The 15,963-nt window shown below is 69.9% G+C and carries 14 protein-coding genes and 1 pseudogene; all 15 read left to right on the top strand.

What is annotated here, in order from left to right; genetic code table 11:
• The first annotated feature begins 2 nt into the window (after positions 1-2).
• Complete coding sequence (gene bchB / locus AC0IW9_RS15850; protein WP_471649243.1) at positions 3-1,559, top strand: ferredoxin:protochlorophyllide reductase (ATP-dependent) subunit B; 1,557 nt, start codon at positions 3-5, stop codon at positions 1,557-1,559.
• The gene (locus AC0IW9_RS15845; protein WP_471649242.1) at positions 1,531-5,169 is read left to right on the top strand and encodes a magnesium chelatase subunit H; all 3,639 of its coding nucleotides are present in this window, start codon (positions 1,531-1,533) and stop codon (positions 5,167-5,169) included. The genes bchB and AC0IW9_RS15845 overlap by 29 nt, the downstream gene beginning before the upstream one ends.
• Positions 5,166-6,080, top strand: coding sequence for a ferredoxin:protochlorophyllide reductase (ATP-dependent) iron-sulfur ATP-binding protein (gene bchL / locus AC0IW9_RS15840; RefSeq protein WP_471649241.1), 915 nt, complete (start codon positions 5,166-5,168; stop codon positions 6,078-6,080). The genes AC0IW9_RS15845 and bchL overlap by 4 nt, the downstream gene beginning before the upstream one ends.
• Entirely contained in the window at positions 6,080-6,775 is a 696-nt protein-coding gene (bchM, locus tag AC0IW9_RS15835) for a magnesium protoporphyrin IX methyltransferase (RefSeq protein ID WP_471649240.1), read from the top strand. Before bchL ends, bchM begins: the two co-directional genes overlap by 1 nt.
• Positions 6,772-8,208: a BCD family MFS transporter gene (locus AC0IW9_RS15830; RefSeq protein WP_471649239.1), complete on the top strand. Its 1,437-nt coding sequence runs from the start codon at positions 6,772-6,774 to the stop codon at positions 8,206-8,208. Before bchM ends, AC0IW9_RS15830 begins: the two co-directional genes overlap by 4 nt.
• An 18-nt stretch (positions 8,209-8,226) precedes the next feature.
• Positions 8,227-9,003 carry a photosynthetic reaction center subunit H gene (gene puhA, locus AC0IW9_RS15825; RefSeq protein WP_471649238.1) on the top strand — a complete coding sequence of 259 codons (777 nt, stop codon included), beginning with the start codon at positions 8,227-8,229 and terminating at the stop codon, positions 9,001-9,003.
• Positions 9,000-9,656, top strand: coding sequence for a photosynthetic complex putative assembly protein PuhB (gene puhB / locus AC0IW9_RS15820; protein ID WP_471649237.1), 657 nt, complete (start codon positions 9,000-9,002; stop codon positions 9,654-9,656). The genes puhA and puhB overlap by 4 nt, the downstream gene beginning before the upstream one ends.
• A gap of 7 nt (positions 9,657-9,663) precedes the next feature.
• Positions 9,664-10,137: a photosynthetic complex assembly protein PuhC gene (gene puhC / locus AC0IW9_RS15815; RefSeq protein ID WP_471649236.1), complete on the top strand. Its 474-nt coding sequence runs from the start codon at positions 9,664-9,666 to the stop codon at positions 10,135-10,137.
• Positions 10,134-10,454, top strand: a complete 321-nt coding sequence (locus AC0IW9_RS15810; RefSeq protein WP_471649235.1) for a hypothetical protein — start codon at positions 10,134-10,136, stop codon at positions 10,452-10,454. Before puhC ends, AC0IW9_RS15810 begins: the two co-directional genes overlap by 4 nt.
• Positions 10,451-11,518 carry a magnesium-protoporphyrin IX monomethyl ester (oxidative) cyclase gene (gene acsF / locus AC0IW9_RS15805; RefSeq protein ID WP_471649234.1) on the top strand — a complete coding sequence of 356 codons (1,068 nt, stop codon included), beginning with the start codon at positions 10,451-10,453 and terminating at the stop codon, positions 11,516-11,518. Before AC0IW9_RS15810 ends, acsF begins: the two co-directional genes overlap by 4 nt.
• Positions 11,519-11,534: 16 nt before the next feature.
• Complete coding sequence (gene puhE / locus AC0IW9_RS15800; RefSeq protein ID WP_471649233.1) at positions 11,535-12,377, top strand: putative photosynthetic complex assembly protein PuhE; 843 nt, start codon at positions 11,535-11,537, stop codon at positions 12,375-12,377.
• A 38-nt stretch (positions 12,378-12,415) separates the two neighbouring features.
• Positions 12,416-13,627: a 5-aminolevulinate synthase gene (gene hemA, locus AC0IW9_RS15795; RefSeq protein ID WP_471649232.1), complete on the top strand. Its 1,212-nt coding sequence runs from the start codon at positions 12,416-12,418 to the stop codon at positions 13,625-13,627.
• 102 nt (positions 13,628-13,729) lie between these two features.
• Complete coding sequence (locus tag AC0IW9_RS15790; protein ID WP_471649231.1) at positions 13,730-13,993, top strand: high-potential iron-sulfur protein; 264 nt, start codon at positions 13,730-13,732, stop codon at positions 13,991-13,993.
• A gap of 109 nt (positions 13,994-14,102) precedes the next feature.
• The gene (bchI, locus tag AC0IW9_RS15785) at positions 14,103-15,134 is read left to right on the top strand and encodes a magnesium chelatase ATPase subunit I (protein ID WP_471649230.1); all 1,032 of its coding nucleotides are present in this window, start codon (positions 14,103-14,105) and stop codon (positions 15,132-15,134) included.
• Positions 15,134-15,963: pseudogene (locus AC0IW9_RS15780) on the top strand (hypothetical protein); the annotation flags it as partial. The gene bchI and the pseudogene AC0IW9_RS15780, both read left to right, overlap by 1 nt.

Genomic DNA, 15,963 nt, shown 5'->3' with positions numbered 1-15,963 from the left:
CCATGCAGCTCGCGGTCTGGACCTATGAAGGTCCCCCCCATGTCGGCGCGATGCGCATCGCCACCGCGATGGAAGGCCTGCACTACGTCCTGCACGCGCCGCAGGGCGATACCTACGCCGACCTGCTGTTCACGATGATCGAGCGGCGCGCCAAGCGCCCGCCCGTCACCTACACCACCTTCCAGGCCCGCGACCTCGGCGGCGATACCGCGGAACTGTTCAAGAATGCCGCGCGCGAGGCCTTCGAGCGCTTCCGCCCGCAGGCGATGATCGTCGGCGCCTCCTGCACCGCCGAGCTGATCCAGGACGACCCGGGCGGCCTCGCCAAGGCGCTCGCCCTGCCCATCCCCGTCATTCCGCTGGAGCTGCCGAGCTACCAGAAGAAGGAGAATTGGGGCGCCTCCGAAACCTTCTACCAGCTGGTCCGCGCGCTGGCCGGCCCGCATGCGCCAGCCCCGGGCACCAAGCGCGGCCCCGGCCCGGTCTGCAACATCCTCGGGCCGACGGCACTCGGCTTCCGCCACCGCGATGACCTGCGCGAGATCACCGGCCTGCTCGGCCGCATGGGGGTGACCATCAACGTCGCCGCCCCGCTCGGCGCCACGCCGCACGACCTGACCCGTCTCGGCGAGGCCGATTTCAACATCGTCCTCTACCCCGAGATCGCCGGTCAGGCCGCCACCTGGCTCGGCCGGACCTTCGGCCAGAAATCCACGAAGACCATCCCCATCGGCAGCAACGCGACGCGCGAGTTCATCGCCGAGGTCGCTACGCTCGCCGGGCTGGACGCCGCCCCGATCCTCGCCGCCGAGACCTCGCGCGCCGCCTGGTATGCCCGCTCGGTCGACAGCAACTACCTCACCGGCAAGCGGGTCTTCGTCTTCGGCGATGCCTCCCACGCCATCGCCGCCGCGCGCACGGCGGCGGAGGAGATCGGCTTCAAGGTCGTCGGCCTCGGCACCTACAGCCGCGAATTCGCCCGCGATGTCCGCGACGCCGCGAAGACCCACGGCATCGATGCGTTGATCTCCGAGGACTACCTGGAGGTCGAGGCCGCCATCCAGGCGCTGCAGCCCGAGCTGATCCTCGGCACCCAGATGGAGCGCCACATCGCCAAGCGCCTCGGCATCCCCTGCGCCGTCATCTCGGCGCCGGTGCATGTGCAGGACTACCCCGCGCGCTACTCCCCGCAGATGGGCTTCGAGGGGGCGAACGTGCTGTTCGACACCTGGGTCCATCCGCTGATGATGGGCCTCGAGGAGCACCTCCTCGGCATGTTCCGCGAGGACTTCGAATTCCACGGCCAGGCGGCGCCGTCGCATCTCGGCGGTGCCGCCACGGAACGGCAGGCCGAAACCATCATCGAGACCCACGCAGAGACCACCCTGGTGGCCGGCCCCGCAACCTGGGCCACCGAAGCAGAAAAGGAATTGGGCAAAATCCCGTTCTTCGTCCGTGGCAAGGCCCGGCGGAACACGGAACGCTACGCATCCGAACGCGGCATCGGCACCATCACGATCGAGACGTTGTATGATGCAAAAGCCCACTTCGCCCGTTAGCGCCACGCCCATCCGCGTGGTTGTCGTCACCATGGACAGCCACCTGTCCGGCGCGATGGCCAATGCCGTCGCGTCCGTGCAGCGGGACATCCCCGGCCTGCAGCTCACCGTCCATGCCGCCGACCAATGGAGCTCGGACGACCTCGCGCTCGCCGCCTGCCACGCCGATATCGCTCGCGGCGACATCGTCATCGCGGCGATGCTCTTCCTCGACGACCATATCCGCGCCGTGCTGCCCGCGCTCGCCGCCCGCCGCGACCAGTGCGATGCCCTGGTCGGCCTGCTTTCGGGCGGGGAGGTGATGAAGCTCACCCGCATCGGCAAGTTCCGCATGGATGGCGAAGCCACCGGCGTGATGGGCTTGCTGAAGCGCCTGCGCGGCAGCCGGAAGCCGGGCACGCCGAACAGCGGCAAGGACCAGATGAAGATGCTGCGGCAGCTGCCGCGGCTGCTGCGCTTCATCCCCGGCACTGCCCAGGACGTGCGGGCCTATTTCCTGTCGCTGCAATACTGGCTCGCCGGCTCCGAGGAAAACCTCGCCAACATGGTCCGCCTGCTGGTCGGCCGCTATGCCGCCGGGCCGCGCCAGGGGATGGCCGCCCGGCTGACCGTCGCGGCACCGGTCGAATATCCCGATGTCGGGCTCTATCACCCGCGCATCGGCAGCCGCATCACGGCACGGCTGGAGGATCTGCCCCGCCGCGGCCAGGCGGGCACCGTCGGCCTGCTGATCCTCCGCTCCTACGTCCTGGCCAACAACGCCGGCCACTACGATGGGGTCATCGCCGCGCTCGAGGCCCGTGGCCTCAACGTCGTCCCCGCCTTCGCCGCCGGCCTCGATGCCCGCCCGGCGGTGGAGCAGTTCTTCCTGCGCGACGGCGTCACCACCGTCGATGCCGTCGTCTCGCTGACCGGCTTCTCCCTGGTCGGCGGCCCCGCCTACAACGATGCCCGCGCGGCGGAGGCGATCCTCGCCCAGCTCGACGTGCCCTATGTCACCGCGCATCCGCTCGAATTCCAGACCATGGCGCAATGGCAGGACGACACCCGCGGCCTGCTGCCGGTCGAGACCACCATCATGGTCGCCATCCCGGAGCTCGACGGCGGCATCTGGCCGATGACCTTCGGCGGCCGTCGCGGCACCAGCGAGCCCTGCTTCCTGCCCGATGGCACGCCCGACCTGCGCGACCACAGCCACGACATGGTCTCGCACCCCGAGCGTGCCGCGACCCTGGCCGGCCGCGTCGCCCGCCTGGTCGCGCTGCGCCGCGCTGCCCGGGCCGAGCGCAAGATCGCCCTGGTGATCTTCAACTTCCCGCCCAATGCCGGCGCCGTCGGCACCGCCGCCTATCTTGGCGTCTTCGAGTCGCTGCACCGCACCCTCGGCGCGATGCGCGATGCCGGCTATGCCGTGACCGTCCCCGAAAGCGTCGATGCGCTGCGCGACAGCCTGCTCGTCGGCAATGCGGCGCGGCATGGCACCGTCGCCAATGTCCTCGCCCGCGTCGGCAGCGACGACCATGTCCGCAACCAGCGCTGGCTGCCTGAGATCGAACGGCAATGGGGTGCCGCTCCCGGCCGCATCCAGACCGATGGCAGCAGCATCTTCGTCCTCGGCGCCGAATTCGGGAACGTCATCGTCGGTGTGCAGCCCGCCTTCGGCTTCGAGGGCGACCCGATGCGCCTGCTCTTCGAGCACGGCTTCTCCCCGACCCATGCCTTCACCGCCTTCTACCGCTGGATCCGCGACAGCTTCGGCGCCCATGCCGTGCTGCATTTCGGCACCCATGGCGCGCTGGAATTCATGCCCGGCAAGCAGGCCGGCATGTCCGGGGACTGCTGGCCCGACCGCCTGATCGCCGACCTGCCGAATTTCTACCTCTATGCCAGCAACAACCCCTCCGAGGGCACCATCGCCAAGCGCCGCGCCGGCGCCGCCCTCATCAGCTACCTCACGCCGCCGGTCGCCCATGCCGGCCTCTATCGCGGACTGCTGGACCTGAAGGCCTCGCTCGACCGCTGGCGCGCGCTGGATCCCGAGACCGATCCCGAGCAGCGCCTCTCGCTTGCCGAACTCGTCCAGGCCCAGGCCGCCGCGGTCGATCTCGCCCCGGCCGAGCCCGCCTGGGGTGAAGCGGCCGAGGCCGAGGCGCTCCGCCTCGGCGCCGCGCTGATGGAGCTCGAGGCGACGCTCATCCCCTATGGACTGCACGTCATCGGCCAGCCGCCGAATGCCCGCGACCGCGCCGAGATGCTCGACGCCGCCGGCGTCACCGAGCCGGAGCGCCGCGCCCACCTCGATGCGCTGCTTGCCAAGGACCATGAGCTGCCGGCGCTGATCCATGCGCTCGACGGCGGCTATATCCGCCCCGCGCCCGGCGGCGACCTGCTGCGCACGACGGAAGTCCTGCCCACCGGCCGCAACCTGCATGGCTTCGACCCCTTCCGCCTGCCCAGCGCCTTCGCGGTGAAGGACGGCGCCCACCAGGCCGATAGGCTGCTGGCCCGCCACGCGGCGGAGGGCCATGGCCTGCCGGAGACCGTGGCGATGGTCCTCTGGGGCACCGACAACCTGAAGACCGAGGGCGGCCCGATCGCCCAGGCGCTCTGGCTGATGGGCGCCGCGCCACGCTTCGATCCCTATGGCCGGCTCTGCGGCGCCCAGCTCGTGCCGCTGGACGTGCTCGGCCGCGCCCGGGTCGATGTCGTCATCACCCTCTCGGGCATCTTCCGCGACCTGCTGCCCCTGCAGGTCCGCCTGCTCGCCGAAGCCGCGCTGCTGGCCGCCGAGGCCGAGGAGCCGATCGAGCAGAATTTCGTCCGCAAGCATGCCCTGGCCTTCCAGGCCGCGCATGGTGGCGACATGGCCCAGGCCGCGCTCCGCGTCTTTGGCAATGCCGATGGCGCCTATGGCGCCAACGTCAACGAGCTGGTCGGCAGCGGCGCCTGGAACGACGAGGACGAGCTGGCCGACGCCTATGAGAAGCGCAAGGGCTTCGCCTATGGCGCCAACGGCAAGCCGGTGCGCCAGGACGCAGTGCTCGCCCATGTCCTCGCCAGCGTCGAGATCACCTACCAGAACCTCGATTCGGTCGAGCTCGGCATCACCACCGTGGACCACTACTTCGATACGCTCGGCGGCATCACCCGCGCGGTGAAGCGCGCCCGCGGCGCCAGCGCCGCGGTCTATATCGGCGACCAGACCCGCGGCGACGGCACCGTCCGCACCCTGTCCGAACAGGTCTCGCTCGAGACCCGCACCCGCACTCTCAACCCGAAATGGTACGAGGGCATGCTGGCGCACGGCTACGAGGGCGTCCGCCAGATCGAGGCCCAGGTCAGCAACACCCTCGGCTGGTCGGCGACCACCGGGGAAGTCTCCCCCTGGGTCTATCAGCAGATGACCGAGACCTTCGTGCTCGACGCCGCCATGCGCGAACGCCTGGCGACATTGAACCCGACCGCCTCGGCCAAGATCGCCAACCGCCTGCTCGAGGCGCACGACCGGAAATACTGGTCCCCGGACCAATCCGTGCTCGATGCGCTGCGCCAGGCGGGGGAGGAGCTGGAAGACCGGCTCGAAGGAATCAGCGTGGAGATGGCCGCATGAGAATCGAGACGCCCCACGCCGCATTGCACCGCCGCCCGCAGCCTTCGCGGATGGATGGCGACGGCAGCGTGCAGGTCCACCTGGACCCGAACCTGACCATCGGCACCGCCAAGGTCTTCTCGGTCTATGGCAAGGGCGGCATCGGGAAAAGCACCACCAGCTCCAACCTTTCGGTCGCCTTCAGCAAGCTCGGCAAGCGGGTGCTGCAGATCGGCTGCGACCCGAAGCACGACAGCACCTTCACCCTGACCAAGTCGCTGATCCCGACCGTCATCGACGTGCTGGAAGGCGTGGACTTCCACTCCGAGGAACTCCGCACCGAGGATTTCGTCTTCGAGGGCTACAACGGCGTCATGTGCGTCGAGGCCGGCGGCCCGCCGGCCGGGACCGGCTGCGGCGGCTATGTCGTCGGCCAGACGGTGAAGCTGCTGAAGGAGCACCACCTGCTGGAAGACACCGATGTGGTGATCTTCGACGTCCTCGGCGACGTGGTCTGCGGCGGCTTCGCCGCGCCGCTGCAGCACGCCGACCGCGGCATCATCGTCGCCGCCAACGACTTCGACAGCATCTTCGCGATGAACCGCATCGTCGCCGCCATCAAGGCGAAGTCGAAGAACTACGACGTCCGGCTCGGCGGCGTCATCGTCAACCGCAGCAACGGCACCGACCAGATCGACAAATTCAACGCCGCGACCGGCATGCAGACCCTGGCCCACTTCCCCGACCTCGACGTCATCCGCCGCTCCCGCCTGAAGAAGTCCACCCTCTTCGAGATGGACCCGACGCCGGAGCTGATCGCGGTGCAGAACGAGTACCTCCGCCTCGCGGCCAATCTCTGGGCGGGGACGCCGGCGCTCGGCGCCTCGCCCATGAAGGACCGCGACATCTTCGACCTGCTGGGGTTCGACTGATGCCGACGCAGACCTACGCGCATCGCCGCGGCCAATTGGAGACCTACTTCGACCGCACCGCGGTCGAGGCCTGGATGCGCCTCACCTCTACCGCGCCGGTCGGCCGCATCCGTGCGACGGTCCGGGCCGGGCGGGACGCGATGCGCGCGACGCTGCTCTCCTACCTGCCGGATGACCTGACCGGCCGCCGCATCCTCGATGCCGGCTGCGGCACCGGCGCCCTGGCGCTGGAAGCCGCCCGCCGCGGCGCCCATGTCACCGCCATCGACCTCTCGCCCAAGCTGGTCGGCCTCGCCGCCGAACGCGCCGCCGGCCAGTTCGGCGCCGGCCATGTCGATTTCCGCACCGGCGACATGCAGGACCCGGCCTTGGGCGAATTCGACCATGTCGTCGCCATGGACAGCCTGATCCACTACCGCCCCGGCGACGTGGTGAAGGTGCTCGCCGGCCTCGCCGCCCGCACCCGCCACTCCATGCTGCTGACCTTCGCCCCGCGCACGCCGCTGCTGACGATGATGCATACCGTCGGCCTGCTGTTCCCGCGCAGCGACCGGGCGCCCGCCATCGTGCCGATCGGCGAGCGCCACCTCGCCCGCCTCATCGGCACGCAGGTCGTAGGGTGGCAGTCCGGCCGTACCCATCGCATCGCCAGCGGCTTCTATACCTCCCAGGCGCTGGAGGTCCGCCGCGCATGAAGCTCTCCCGCGCCTGGATGAAGCTCGGCCCGGAGCTGCTGCCCTTCGCCGATGCGGCGTCGGACAGCCTGCCGCTCGGCCGCCTCCTGCGCCTGTCGCTGTTCCAGGTCTCGATCGGCATGGTCAGCGTGCTGCTGATCGGTACGCTCAACCGGGTGATGATCGTGGAGCTGCTGGTGCCGACCTGGATGGTCGCGCTGATGCTCGCCCTGCCGCTGGTCTTCGCCCCGCTGCGGGCGCTGATCGGCTTCCGCTCGGACCAGCACAAGTCCGTCCTCGGCTGGCGCCGGGTGCCCTATATTTGGATGGGCTCCGTGGTGATGTTCGGCGGGCTGTCGATGATGCCCTTCGCCCTCATCCTGCTTTCGGGCGACAGCACCGCGCCGCCCATCGTCAACCAGCTCATCGCCGGCGTCTGCTTCCTCATCGTCGGCGCCGGGCTGCACACGACGCAGACCGTCGGCCTGGCGCTGGCGACCGACCTTTCCCCGCAGGAGAACCAGCCGCGGGTGGTGGCCCTGCTCTCGGTGATGCTGCTGCTCAGCATGCTCGTCACCGCGCTGGTCTATGGCGCCCTGCTGTCGAACTTCAGCCAGCTCCGGCTCATCCAAGTCATCCAGGGCACGGCGCTGGTCTCGATCATCCTGAACCTGGTCGCCGTCTGGAAGCAGGAGGCCCGCAACCCGGAAGCCACCCGCCCGGACCGCGAGCGCCCGGCCTTCCAGGAAGCCTGGAACAGCCTCCGCCGCCAGGGCCCCTGGGTCCGCCGCCTCACCGCCGTCGGCTTCGGCAGCTTCGCCTTCGCCATGCAGGACGTGCTGCTGGAACCCTATGGCGGCCAGATCCTGCGCCTGTCCGTCGCGCAGACCACGCTGCTTACCGCGCTGTTCGCGGCCGGCGGCATCACCGGCTTCATCCGCGCCGCCACCGTCATCGGCCGCGGCGGGGACGCGCATCGCGTCGCCGGCCATGGCGCCCTGTGCGGCGCCTTCGGTCTCGCCGCGGTCATCTTCGCCGCGCCCTTCGAGAGCGGCGCGGTCTTCGCCGTCGGCACCGGGCTGATCGGCTTCGGCGCCGGCCTGTTCGCCCATGCGACGCTCACCGCCTGCATGCGGGCGGCACCCGCCGAGCAGGTGGGCCTGGCGCTCGGCGCCTGGGGCTCGGTGCAGGCGACGGCGGCGGGCAGCGCCATCGCCTTCGGCGGCATCCTCCGGGACCTCATCTCGCATGTGGCGGAGGCGGGCCGGCTCGGCCCGGCGCTGGCCGGCCCCGTCACCGGCTATGGCGCCGTCTATCTCATCGAGATCGCCCTGCTGTTTGCCACCATCGCCGTCATCGGGCCGCTGGTGCGCAGCACGATCCCAACCTTTCCAAACTCGGCCTTTCAGAACAACGACCGGATCGGGCTCGCCCGGCCGGCCCACTCACCATAGCGCGGGGGAGAAAGCGCCATGCAATCGGACACCATCAACACCCATTTCGATCTCGCCCTTGTCTCGCTCTATGTCTTCTGGGTGGCCTTCGCCGCGCTGATCTACTACCTGGTGCGCGAGAGCCGCCGCGAAGGCTTCCCGCTGCTGAACGAGGTCCGGGGCGAGCTCGTCGTCCGGGCCCCCTATACCCCGCCGGCGCCGAAGTCCTTCCTCACCGCGCATCACGGCCGCATCGTGCCGCATACGCCGGAACGCGACCTCACCGGCCTGCTGAGCCCGCAGAGCCTGCTGCCCGGCGCGCCGCTCCAGCCGCTCGGCAACCCGATGGCCGATGGCGTCGGCCCCGCCTCCTATGCTTTGCGCGCCGACGTGCCGGACATGACCTTCGACGACAACACGCCGAAGATCGTCCCGCTGCGCACCGCCCCGGCCTATTCCATCGCCGAGGAAGACCCCAACCCGGTCGGCTTCTCCGTCGTCACCGCGGATGGCATCGTCGCCGGCACCATCGTCGATGCCTGGGTCGATCGCTCCGACATGCTGATCCGCTATCTCGAGGCCGATTCCGAGGGGACCGCCGGCACGCGCCGCGTCGTCTTCCCGATGTTCCTCGCCACCATCAACGCCCGGCTGCGCCAGGTGAACGTCGTCAGCGTCATGGCCCACCACTTCCTCGATGCGCCGGGCCTGCAGAATGCCGAGACCATCACCCTGCGGGAGGAGGACCGGATCAGCGGCTACTTCGCCGGCGGCCATATGTACGCCACGCCCGACCGCTTCGGTCCCGTGCTGTGAGGGAGCACGAGAACGAACCGGTCTGGGGCCTGCCGGAGGTACCGCCCGAGGGCGAGCAGATCCTCTGGCAGGGCAAGCCGGACTGGCGCAGCCTCGCCCGCCGGGCGCTGCACCTGCCGCTGCTGGCCGGCTACTTCGCGCTGCTGCTCGGCATCCATGCGATCTCGGCGATGCTGAACGGCGTGCATCCCCTGCCGGCGGTGATGAATGCGCTGTGGTTCGCGCCCTTCGCGCTGGTCACCCTGGCCCTGGTGCTGCTGATCGCCTGGCTCGCGGCGCGCAGCACCGCCTATACCGTCACCAATCGTCGGCTGGTGATGCGCCTCGGCGTCGCGCTGCCGATCACCGCGAACCTGCCCTTCAAGGTGATCCAGTCGGCCGATGTCACGCTGAACCCCGGTGGCAGCGGCGACATCAGCCTGTCCCTGATCGCCACGCAGAAGATCTCCTACCTGTTCTTCTGGCCGCATGTCCGCCCCTGGCACTTCCGCCGCGCGCAGCCGACGCTCCGCAGCATCCCGGAGGTCGCTGCCGTCGCGCAGCTGCTTTCCCGTGCACTTGCCGCCGAAGCCGCCATGCCGGTCCTGCCGATGCCCAGCTCCATCCGCGCCGGTGCCGCCGGCGAGGCCCAGCAGCACCCCGCCGCCGCCTGAGGACCCCATGCGCCAGCCCGCCGGTCACCCCACCCCCTCCCGTCCCATCCTGCGCCCCCGGGCACCGCTGATCGGTATCGGCATCCTGGGATTGATCGTGCTCGGCGTGGCGCTCGGCCGCATCGCCGGCTTCGGCACGCCGGTCCCGCCGGCCGGCCTGCCGCTCGCCGCCCGCACCCTCACCTTCGAGGATCGCGCCGATGGCAGCATCCTGGTGCGCGATCCGAATGCAGGCGCCGCGGTGACCGAATTGGAGCCCGGCTCCAACGCCTTCATCCGCGGCACCCTGCGCGCCCTGGTGCGGGAGCGGAAGCTGAACGAGATCGGTCTGGGCAGCGAGTTCCGCCTCGCCGCCTGGCCCGACGGCCGGCTGACGCTGACGGACCCGAGCACCGGCAGAATGCTCGGGCTCGACGCTTTTGGCTCCACCAACCGCGAAGCTTTCGCTAGGCTCCTCACCATCAGGGAGGGAGCCCAATGAGCATGCCAGCAACCGGCCTCATGGCCTGGCTCGGCGGCCGTCGCACCGAAGACGTCGCCTGCACCGTCGATATCGAGCAGACCTTTGACAGCCTGCATGCCCATGCCATCCCGGAAGGCGTCATGCTGCGCCCCGGCGACCGCGTGGTGGTGCATGGCGCGCCCGCCGGCATCGGCTACAACGAGGCGGTCAGCTTCCAGTGCCGCGCCACGGTCATCCGCGCCGGCTGGCTCGAACGCGCCTGGGTCGAGTTCGTCGCCATCCTGGAACTCACCGAACTCTATCATTGCGGCTTCGAGCCCAAGGAAGCGCCATGAACGCCGTCACGCCACGCCGGCCGCTGAACGACACCACGCGCCAGGCGACCTCCGAGACCGTCCTCAGCCCCCGCTTCTACACGACCGATTTCGCCGCCATGGACCGGATCGACGTGAGCTCGGTGCGCGCCGAGTGGGACGCCATGATGGCGGAATTCCACCAGGACCTGAACAAGGGCCACTTCGTCCGCACCGAGGCCTTCGACGAGTTCCGTCTCGAGGCCCTGCCGGAGCCGCTGCAGAAGGAGCTGGTGGAGTTCCTCGTCAGCTCCGTCACCGCCGAATTCTCCGGCTGCGTGCTTTATGCCGAGATCCGCAAGCGGGTGACCAACCCGGACATGAAGGACATCTTCGCCGTCATGTCGCGCGACGAGGCCCGGCACGCCGGCTTCATCAACGACGCGCTGAAGGATATCGGGATCGGCGTCGATCTCGGCTTCCTGACCAAGGCGAAGAAGTACCACTACTTTCAGCCGAAGTTCATCTTCTACGCCACCTACCTCAGCGAGAAGATCGGCTATGCCCGCTACATCACCATCTTCCGCCAGTTCGAGCGGCATCCGGAGCTGCGCTTCCACCCGATCTTCATGTGGTTCGAGAAGTGGTGCAACGACGAGTTCCGCCATGGCGAGGCCTTCGCCCTGCTCATGCGCGCCAATCCCTACCTGCTGGAGGGCGGCAACAAGCTCTGGGTGAAATTCTTCCAGCTCGCCGTCTATGCCACCATGTATGTGCGCGATCATGACCGGCCCGAATTCCACAAGGCCCTGGGCATGACGCCGACCGACTACGACTACAAGGTCTTCGAGACCTGCACTGAGATCTGCAAGCAGGTCTTCCCCGTCACGCTGGATACCGACCATCCGGCGATGCGGCGCGGCCTCGACCGGCTCTGGCGCCTCAGCAGCAGGATCGCCGCGGCCAAGGCGCAGGGCGGCATCGCCGGCGGTGCCAAGCGGCTGGGCTATAGCGTCGCCGCGGCGGCGACCTTTGCCCGGCTGTACCTGCTGCCCGGCAAGCATGCCCCGCTGCCGGCGGAAATCCGCATGGCGCCGGCCTGGTAGGAGGCCGCACCGCGCCATGGCCGACTACGGCTTCCCCACCCTGTTCGCGCTGTTCATCTGGTGGTTCAGCACCGGCGCGATCATCTGGCTGGACGGTCTGCCGGCGCGGACCTATCGCTGGAGCATGCTCGGCGCCTCCGCCGTGCTGGTGGCGGGGTTGTACGGCCTGGCGGCGAGCAGCGCCGATGCCTCGCCGATCGGTGCCTATTGCGCCTTCTCCTGCGGGTTGCTCGCCTGGGCCTGGCAGGAGATGGCCTTCCTGATGGGCTTCGCCACCGGCCCGCAGCGGGACCGCTGCCCGGAAGGCTGCACCGGCTGGCCGCGCTTCCGCCTGGCGGTGATGACGATCCTCTACCATGAGCTCGCCATCATCGTGGGCGCCGTCGCGGTGGTCTGGGTCACCTGGGGCCAGCCGAACCAGATCGGCACCTATACCTACCTGCTGCTCTGGGGCATGCGGCAATCGGCCAAGCTGAACGTCTTCCTCGGCGCGCGGAACCTGAACGAACAGTTCCTGCCGCCGCACCTGCGCTACCTCGGCAGCTTCTTCGCCCGCAAGCCGATGAACCTGCTGTTCCCGGTCTCGGTGACGCTCGGCACCCTGCTGTGTGCCTGGTTCTTCCACCGGGCGCTGGGCGTCGGCGCCGATGATTTCCAGGCGGCCGGCTTCACCTTCCTCGGCGTGCTGACCGCGCTTGCCATCCTCGAACACTGGTTCCTGGTGCTGCCGATCCCGGCCGAGGCGCTGTGGAACTGGTCCATGAAATCCCGCGCGACGCCGGCCGCCCAGGCCGCTCCGCCGGGCACCGATACAACCGCCGTGCCGGGGCCGCTGCATGCGCTGCGTCCCGTCGCGTGACTGACAGCAAGGCCCCATGGGGCCGGAGGGAGGGGACAATGAACTACGAAGCATTCTTCCGGAAGCAGATCGGCGCCCTCCACCGCGAAGGCCGCTACCGGGTCTTCGCCGACCTCGAACGCCAGGCCGGCTCCTTCCCCTATGCCACGCACCACCGCCCGCGCGGCAACCAGCAGGTCACTGTCTGGTGCTCCAACGACTACCTCGGCATGGGTCAGCACCCCAAGGTGCTGGAAGCGATGCATGAGGCGCTGGACAAATGCGGCGCCGGGGCAGGGGGCACCCGCAACATCGCCGGCACCAACCACTACCACGTCATGCTGGAGGCCGAGCTCGCCGACCTGCACGGCACCGAGGCGGCGCTGCTGTTCAACAGCGGCTACATGTCCAACTGGGCCAGCCTCTCGACGCTGGCCTCCCGCATGCCGGGCTGCGTCATCATCTCCGATGAGATGAACCACGCCTCGATGATCGAGGGCATCCGCCACAGCCGCGCCGAGCGCCGCGTCTTCGCCCACAACGATCCCGAGGACCTGCGCCGCATCCTGTCCGAGCTCTCGCCGGACGTGCCCAAGCTGGTGGCCTTCGAATCCGTCTATTCGATGGATGGCGACATCGCCCCGATCGCCGCCATCTGCGACGTCGCCGAGGAATTCGGCGCCATGACCTATATCGACGAGGTCCATGCCGTCGGCCTCTATGGCGAGCGCGGCGGCGGCATCACCGAACGTGACGGCGTCGCTCACCGCCTGACGGTCATCGAGGGCACACTAGCAAAAGCCTTCGGCGTGGTCGGCGGCTATATCGCCGGCTCGGCCGCCATGTGCGACTTCGTCCGCAGCTATGCCTCCGGCTTCATCTTCACCACGGCCATCCCGCCCGCGGTCGCCGCCGGCGTGGTCGCCAGCATCCGCCACCTCAAGCAGAGCAACGTCGAGCGCGAGGGCCTGCATGCCCGCGCCGCCGAGGTCCGCCGCCGGCTGGACGCGGCCGGTGTCCCCCACCTCGACAATCCCAGCCACATCGTCCCGGTGATGGTGCGGGACCCGGTGGTCTGCAAGCAGATCAGCGACCTGCTGCTGGACCACTACGGAATCTACGTCCAGCCGATCAACTACCCAACCGTGCCGCGTGGCACGGAACGCCTGCGCATCACCCCTGGCCCGCTGCACACGGCTGCCGACATCGACCATCTGGTGGAGGCGCTCTCGAGCATCTGGTCCCAGTTCAGCCTCCAGCGGGCAGCGTGAACACCTCGCGCATTGCAAGGAAGTTAGCTTGCCGGAGATTGGCAAAACCGAAACCATGCCCAGCCTATGGGCGTTGGCTGAATGACGGAGGCACTCAAGCTTATGGACGAACAGAACTTCCGCAAGACCCGCCGCGCGGCATTGCAGGCCGCTGGCCTCGCGGCTCTCGCCCCTCTCGCCATCCCGCACCGGGCCAAGGCCCAGGACAAGCTCGCCCCGGAAATGGTCATGTACCAGGGCACGCCGAAGGACGGCCAGCATTGCAGCGGCTGCCTGCATTTCCAGGCACCCAATGCCTGCGCCATCGTCTCCGGCAACATCAGCCCGGACGGCTGGTGCGCGGTCTGGGCCGCCAAGCCCACCTAACCTGCGCGACGGGGCTGTCGCGGCCGGGTCCTGAGGCCCGGCTGTGCGCCTTCTTCGATCTGGCTGCATTCAAGCGCCGCATGACCCCATCGAAACCCGGGGGGCCGGCATGACCGCGCGTCTCGCCTTTCCCTTCTCCGCCATCGTCGGGCAGGAGGAGATGAAGCTTGCCATCCTGGTCGCCGCGGTCGATCCCGGCATCGGCGGCGTCCTCGTCTTCGGCGACCGCGGCACCGGCAAGTCCACCGCCGTCCGCGCCCTGGCCGCGCTGCTGCCCGATATCGCCGTGGTCGATGGCTGCCCCTATCGCTGCGACCCCGCCGATGACCGCGCCCTCTGCACCGACTGCCGCAGCCGCCGCGCCGCCGGCCCGCTGCCGCACCACCTCGCCGCGGTTCCCGTGGTGGATCTCCCCCTCGGCGCCACCGAGGACCGCGTGGTCGGCGCCCTCGATATCCAGCGCGCCCTGGCCCATGGCGAGAAATCCTTCGAGCCCGGCCTGCTGGCCCGCGCCAACCGCGGCTTCCTCTACATCGACGAGGCGAACCTGCTGGAGGACCATCTGGTCGACCTCCTGCTCGACGTCGCCGCCTCCGGCGAGAACGTGGTCGAGCGCGAGGGCCTCAGCATCCGCCACCCCGCCCGCTTCGTCCTGGTTGGCTCCGGCAATCCGGAGGAAGGCGAGCTGCGCCCGCAGTTGCTGGACCGCTTCGGCCTCTCGGTCGAGGTCGCCACCCCGCAGGACCTGCCCAGCCGCATCGAGGTCATCCGCCGCCGCGACCGCTTCGACCGCGACCCCGCGGCCTTCGCCGCCGACTGGGCGGATGCCGAGGGCGCGTTGCGGGGCCGCATCCTCGCCGCCCGCGGCCGCCTCGCCGCCATCGAGGTGCCGGATGCCGCGCTGGAGCGCGCCGCCCGGCTCTGCATGGCCCTCGGCACCGACGGGCTGCGCGGCGAGCTGACCCTGATCCGCGCCGCCCGGGCGCTGACCGCCTTCGAGGGCGGCGCCGCGGTGGACGATGCCGCGCTCCGCCGCGTCGCCCCGCCGGCGCTGCGCCACCGCCTGCGCCGCAACCCGCTGGACGAGGCGGTCTCCACCACCCGGGTCGAGCGCGCCATCCAGGAATTGTTCGGCGTGTGATGGACGCCGCCCCACCCCCAGCGAGGGACATCTGGGGCGACGCCCTGCTGGCCGCCACCCTGCTGGCCTTGGACCCGCCGGGCCTCGGCGGCGCCAGCCTGCATGCCATGCCCGGCCCGGTGCGGGACCGCTGGCTGGAAGCGCTCCGCGCCCTGCTGCCGGAGGGCACCCCCTGGCGCCGCCTGCCGCTGGAGATCGCCGACGGCCGGCTGCTCGGCGGCCTCGACCTTACCGCCACCCTCCGCGCCGGCCGCCCCGTCGCCGAACGCGGCCTGCTGGCCGAGGCCGATGGCGGCATCCTGCTGCTCGCCATGGCCGAGCGCCTGCCCGCCGGCACCGCCGCCCGGCTCACCGCCGTGCAGGATCGCGGCGAGGTCGTCACCGAGCGCGACGGCCTCGCCCTCCGCTCCCCCGCCCGCCTCGGCCTGGTGGCGCTGGACGAGGGGATCGAGGAAGCCCCGCCCGCCGCGCTGCTCGACCGCCTGGCCTTCCGCCTGGACCTGGCCAGCCTCCGCGCCGCCGACTGTCCCTTGCCACCGCCGACGGCACTGGCGGAGGCCCGGGCACGCCTCCCCGCCATCCAGGCCGGTGCCGACGTGCTGGAGGCCCTCTGCGGCACCGCCCAGGCGCTCGGCATCGCCTCCCTCCGCGCCCCGCTGCTCGCCCTGCGGACCGCCCGCGCCGCCGCTGCCCTGGCCGGCCGGGACCGCATCACCGAGGAGGACGCCGCCCTGGCCGCCCGCCTGGTCCTCGGCCCCCGATGCCGTCACCTTCCAGAACAACCTGATGACCACCTACAACATCTTCAGCGCCGCGACCCTGCTGGGGC

The organism is Belnapia sp. AC561, from assembly GCF_979252845.1.
The sequence above is the reverse complement of the archived record's forward strand: the minus strand, read 5'-3'. Positions and strand labels throughout refer to the sequence as shown.

What these genes read in the sequence shown, in the direction of transcription:
- puhE (WP_471649233.1), top strand. Translation starts at nt 11,535, where the DNA reads ATGGCCGACTACGGCTTCCCCACCCTGTTCGCGCTGTTCATCTGGTGG.
- AC0IW9_RS15845 (WP_471649242.1), top strand. Translation starts at nt 1,531, where the DNA reads ATGATGCAAAAGCCCACTTCGCCCGTTAGCGCCACGCCCATCCGCGTG.
- bchM (WP_471649240.1), top strand. Translation starts at nt 6,080, where the DNA reads ATGCCGACGCAGACCTACGCGCATCGCCGCGGCCAATTGGAGACCTAC.
- hemA (WP_471649232.1), top strand. Translation starts at nt 12,416, where the DNA reads ATGAACTACGAAGCATTCTTCCGGAAGCAGATCGGCGCCCTCCACCGC.
- puhA (WP_471649238.1), top strand. Translation starts at nt 8,227, where the DNA reads ATGCAATCGGACACCATCAACACCCATTTCGATCTCGCCCTTGTCTCG.
- AC0IW9_RS15830 (WP_471649239.1), top strand. Translation starts at nt 6,772, where the DNA reads ATGAAGCTCTCCCGCGCCTGGATGAAGCTCGGCCCGGAGCTGCTGCCC.
- puhC (WP_471649236.1), top strand. Translation starts at nt 9,664, where the DNA reads ATGCGCCAGCCCGCCGGTCACCCCACCCCCTCCCGTCCCATCCTGCGC.
- AC0IW9_RS15810 (WP_471649235.1), top strand. Translation starts at nt 10,134, where the DNA reads ATGAGCATGCCAGCAACCGGCCTCATGGCCTGGCTCGGCGGCCGTCGC.
- AC0IW9_RS15790 (WP_471649231.1), top strand. Translation starts at nt 13,730, where the DNA reads ATGGACGAACAGAACTTCCGCAAGACCCGCCGCGCGGCATTGCAGGCC.
- bchL (WP_471649241.1), top strand. Translation starts at nt 5,166, where the DNA reads ATGAGAATCGAGACGCCCCACGCCGCATTGCACCGCCGCCCGCAGCCT.
- bchI (WP_471649230.1), top strand. Translation starts at nt 14,103, where the DNA reads ATGACCGCGCGTCTCGCCTTTCCCTTCTCCGCCATCGTCGGGCAGGAG.
- acsF (WP_471649234.1), top strand. Translation starts at nt 10,451, where the DNA reads ATGAACGCCGTCACGCCACGCCGGCCGCTGAACGACACCACGCGCCAG.
- bchB (WP_471649243.1), top strand. Translation starts at nt 3, where the DNA reads ATGCAGCTCGCGGTCTGGACCTATGAAGGTCCCCCCCATGTCGGCGCG.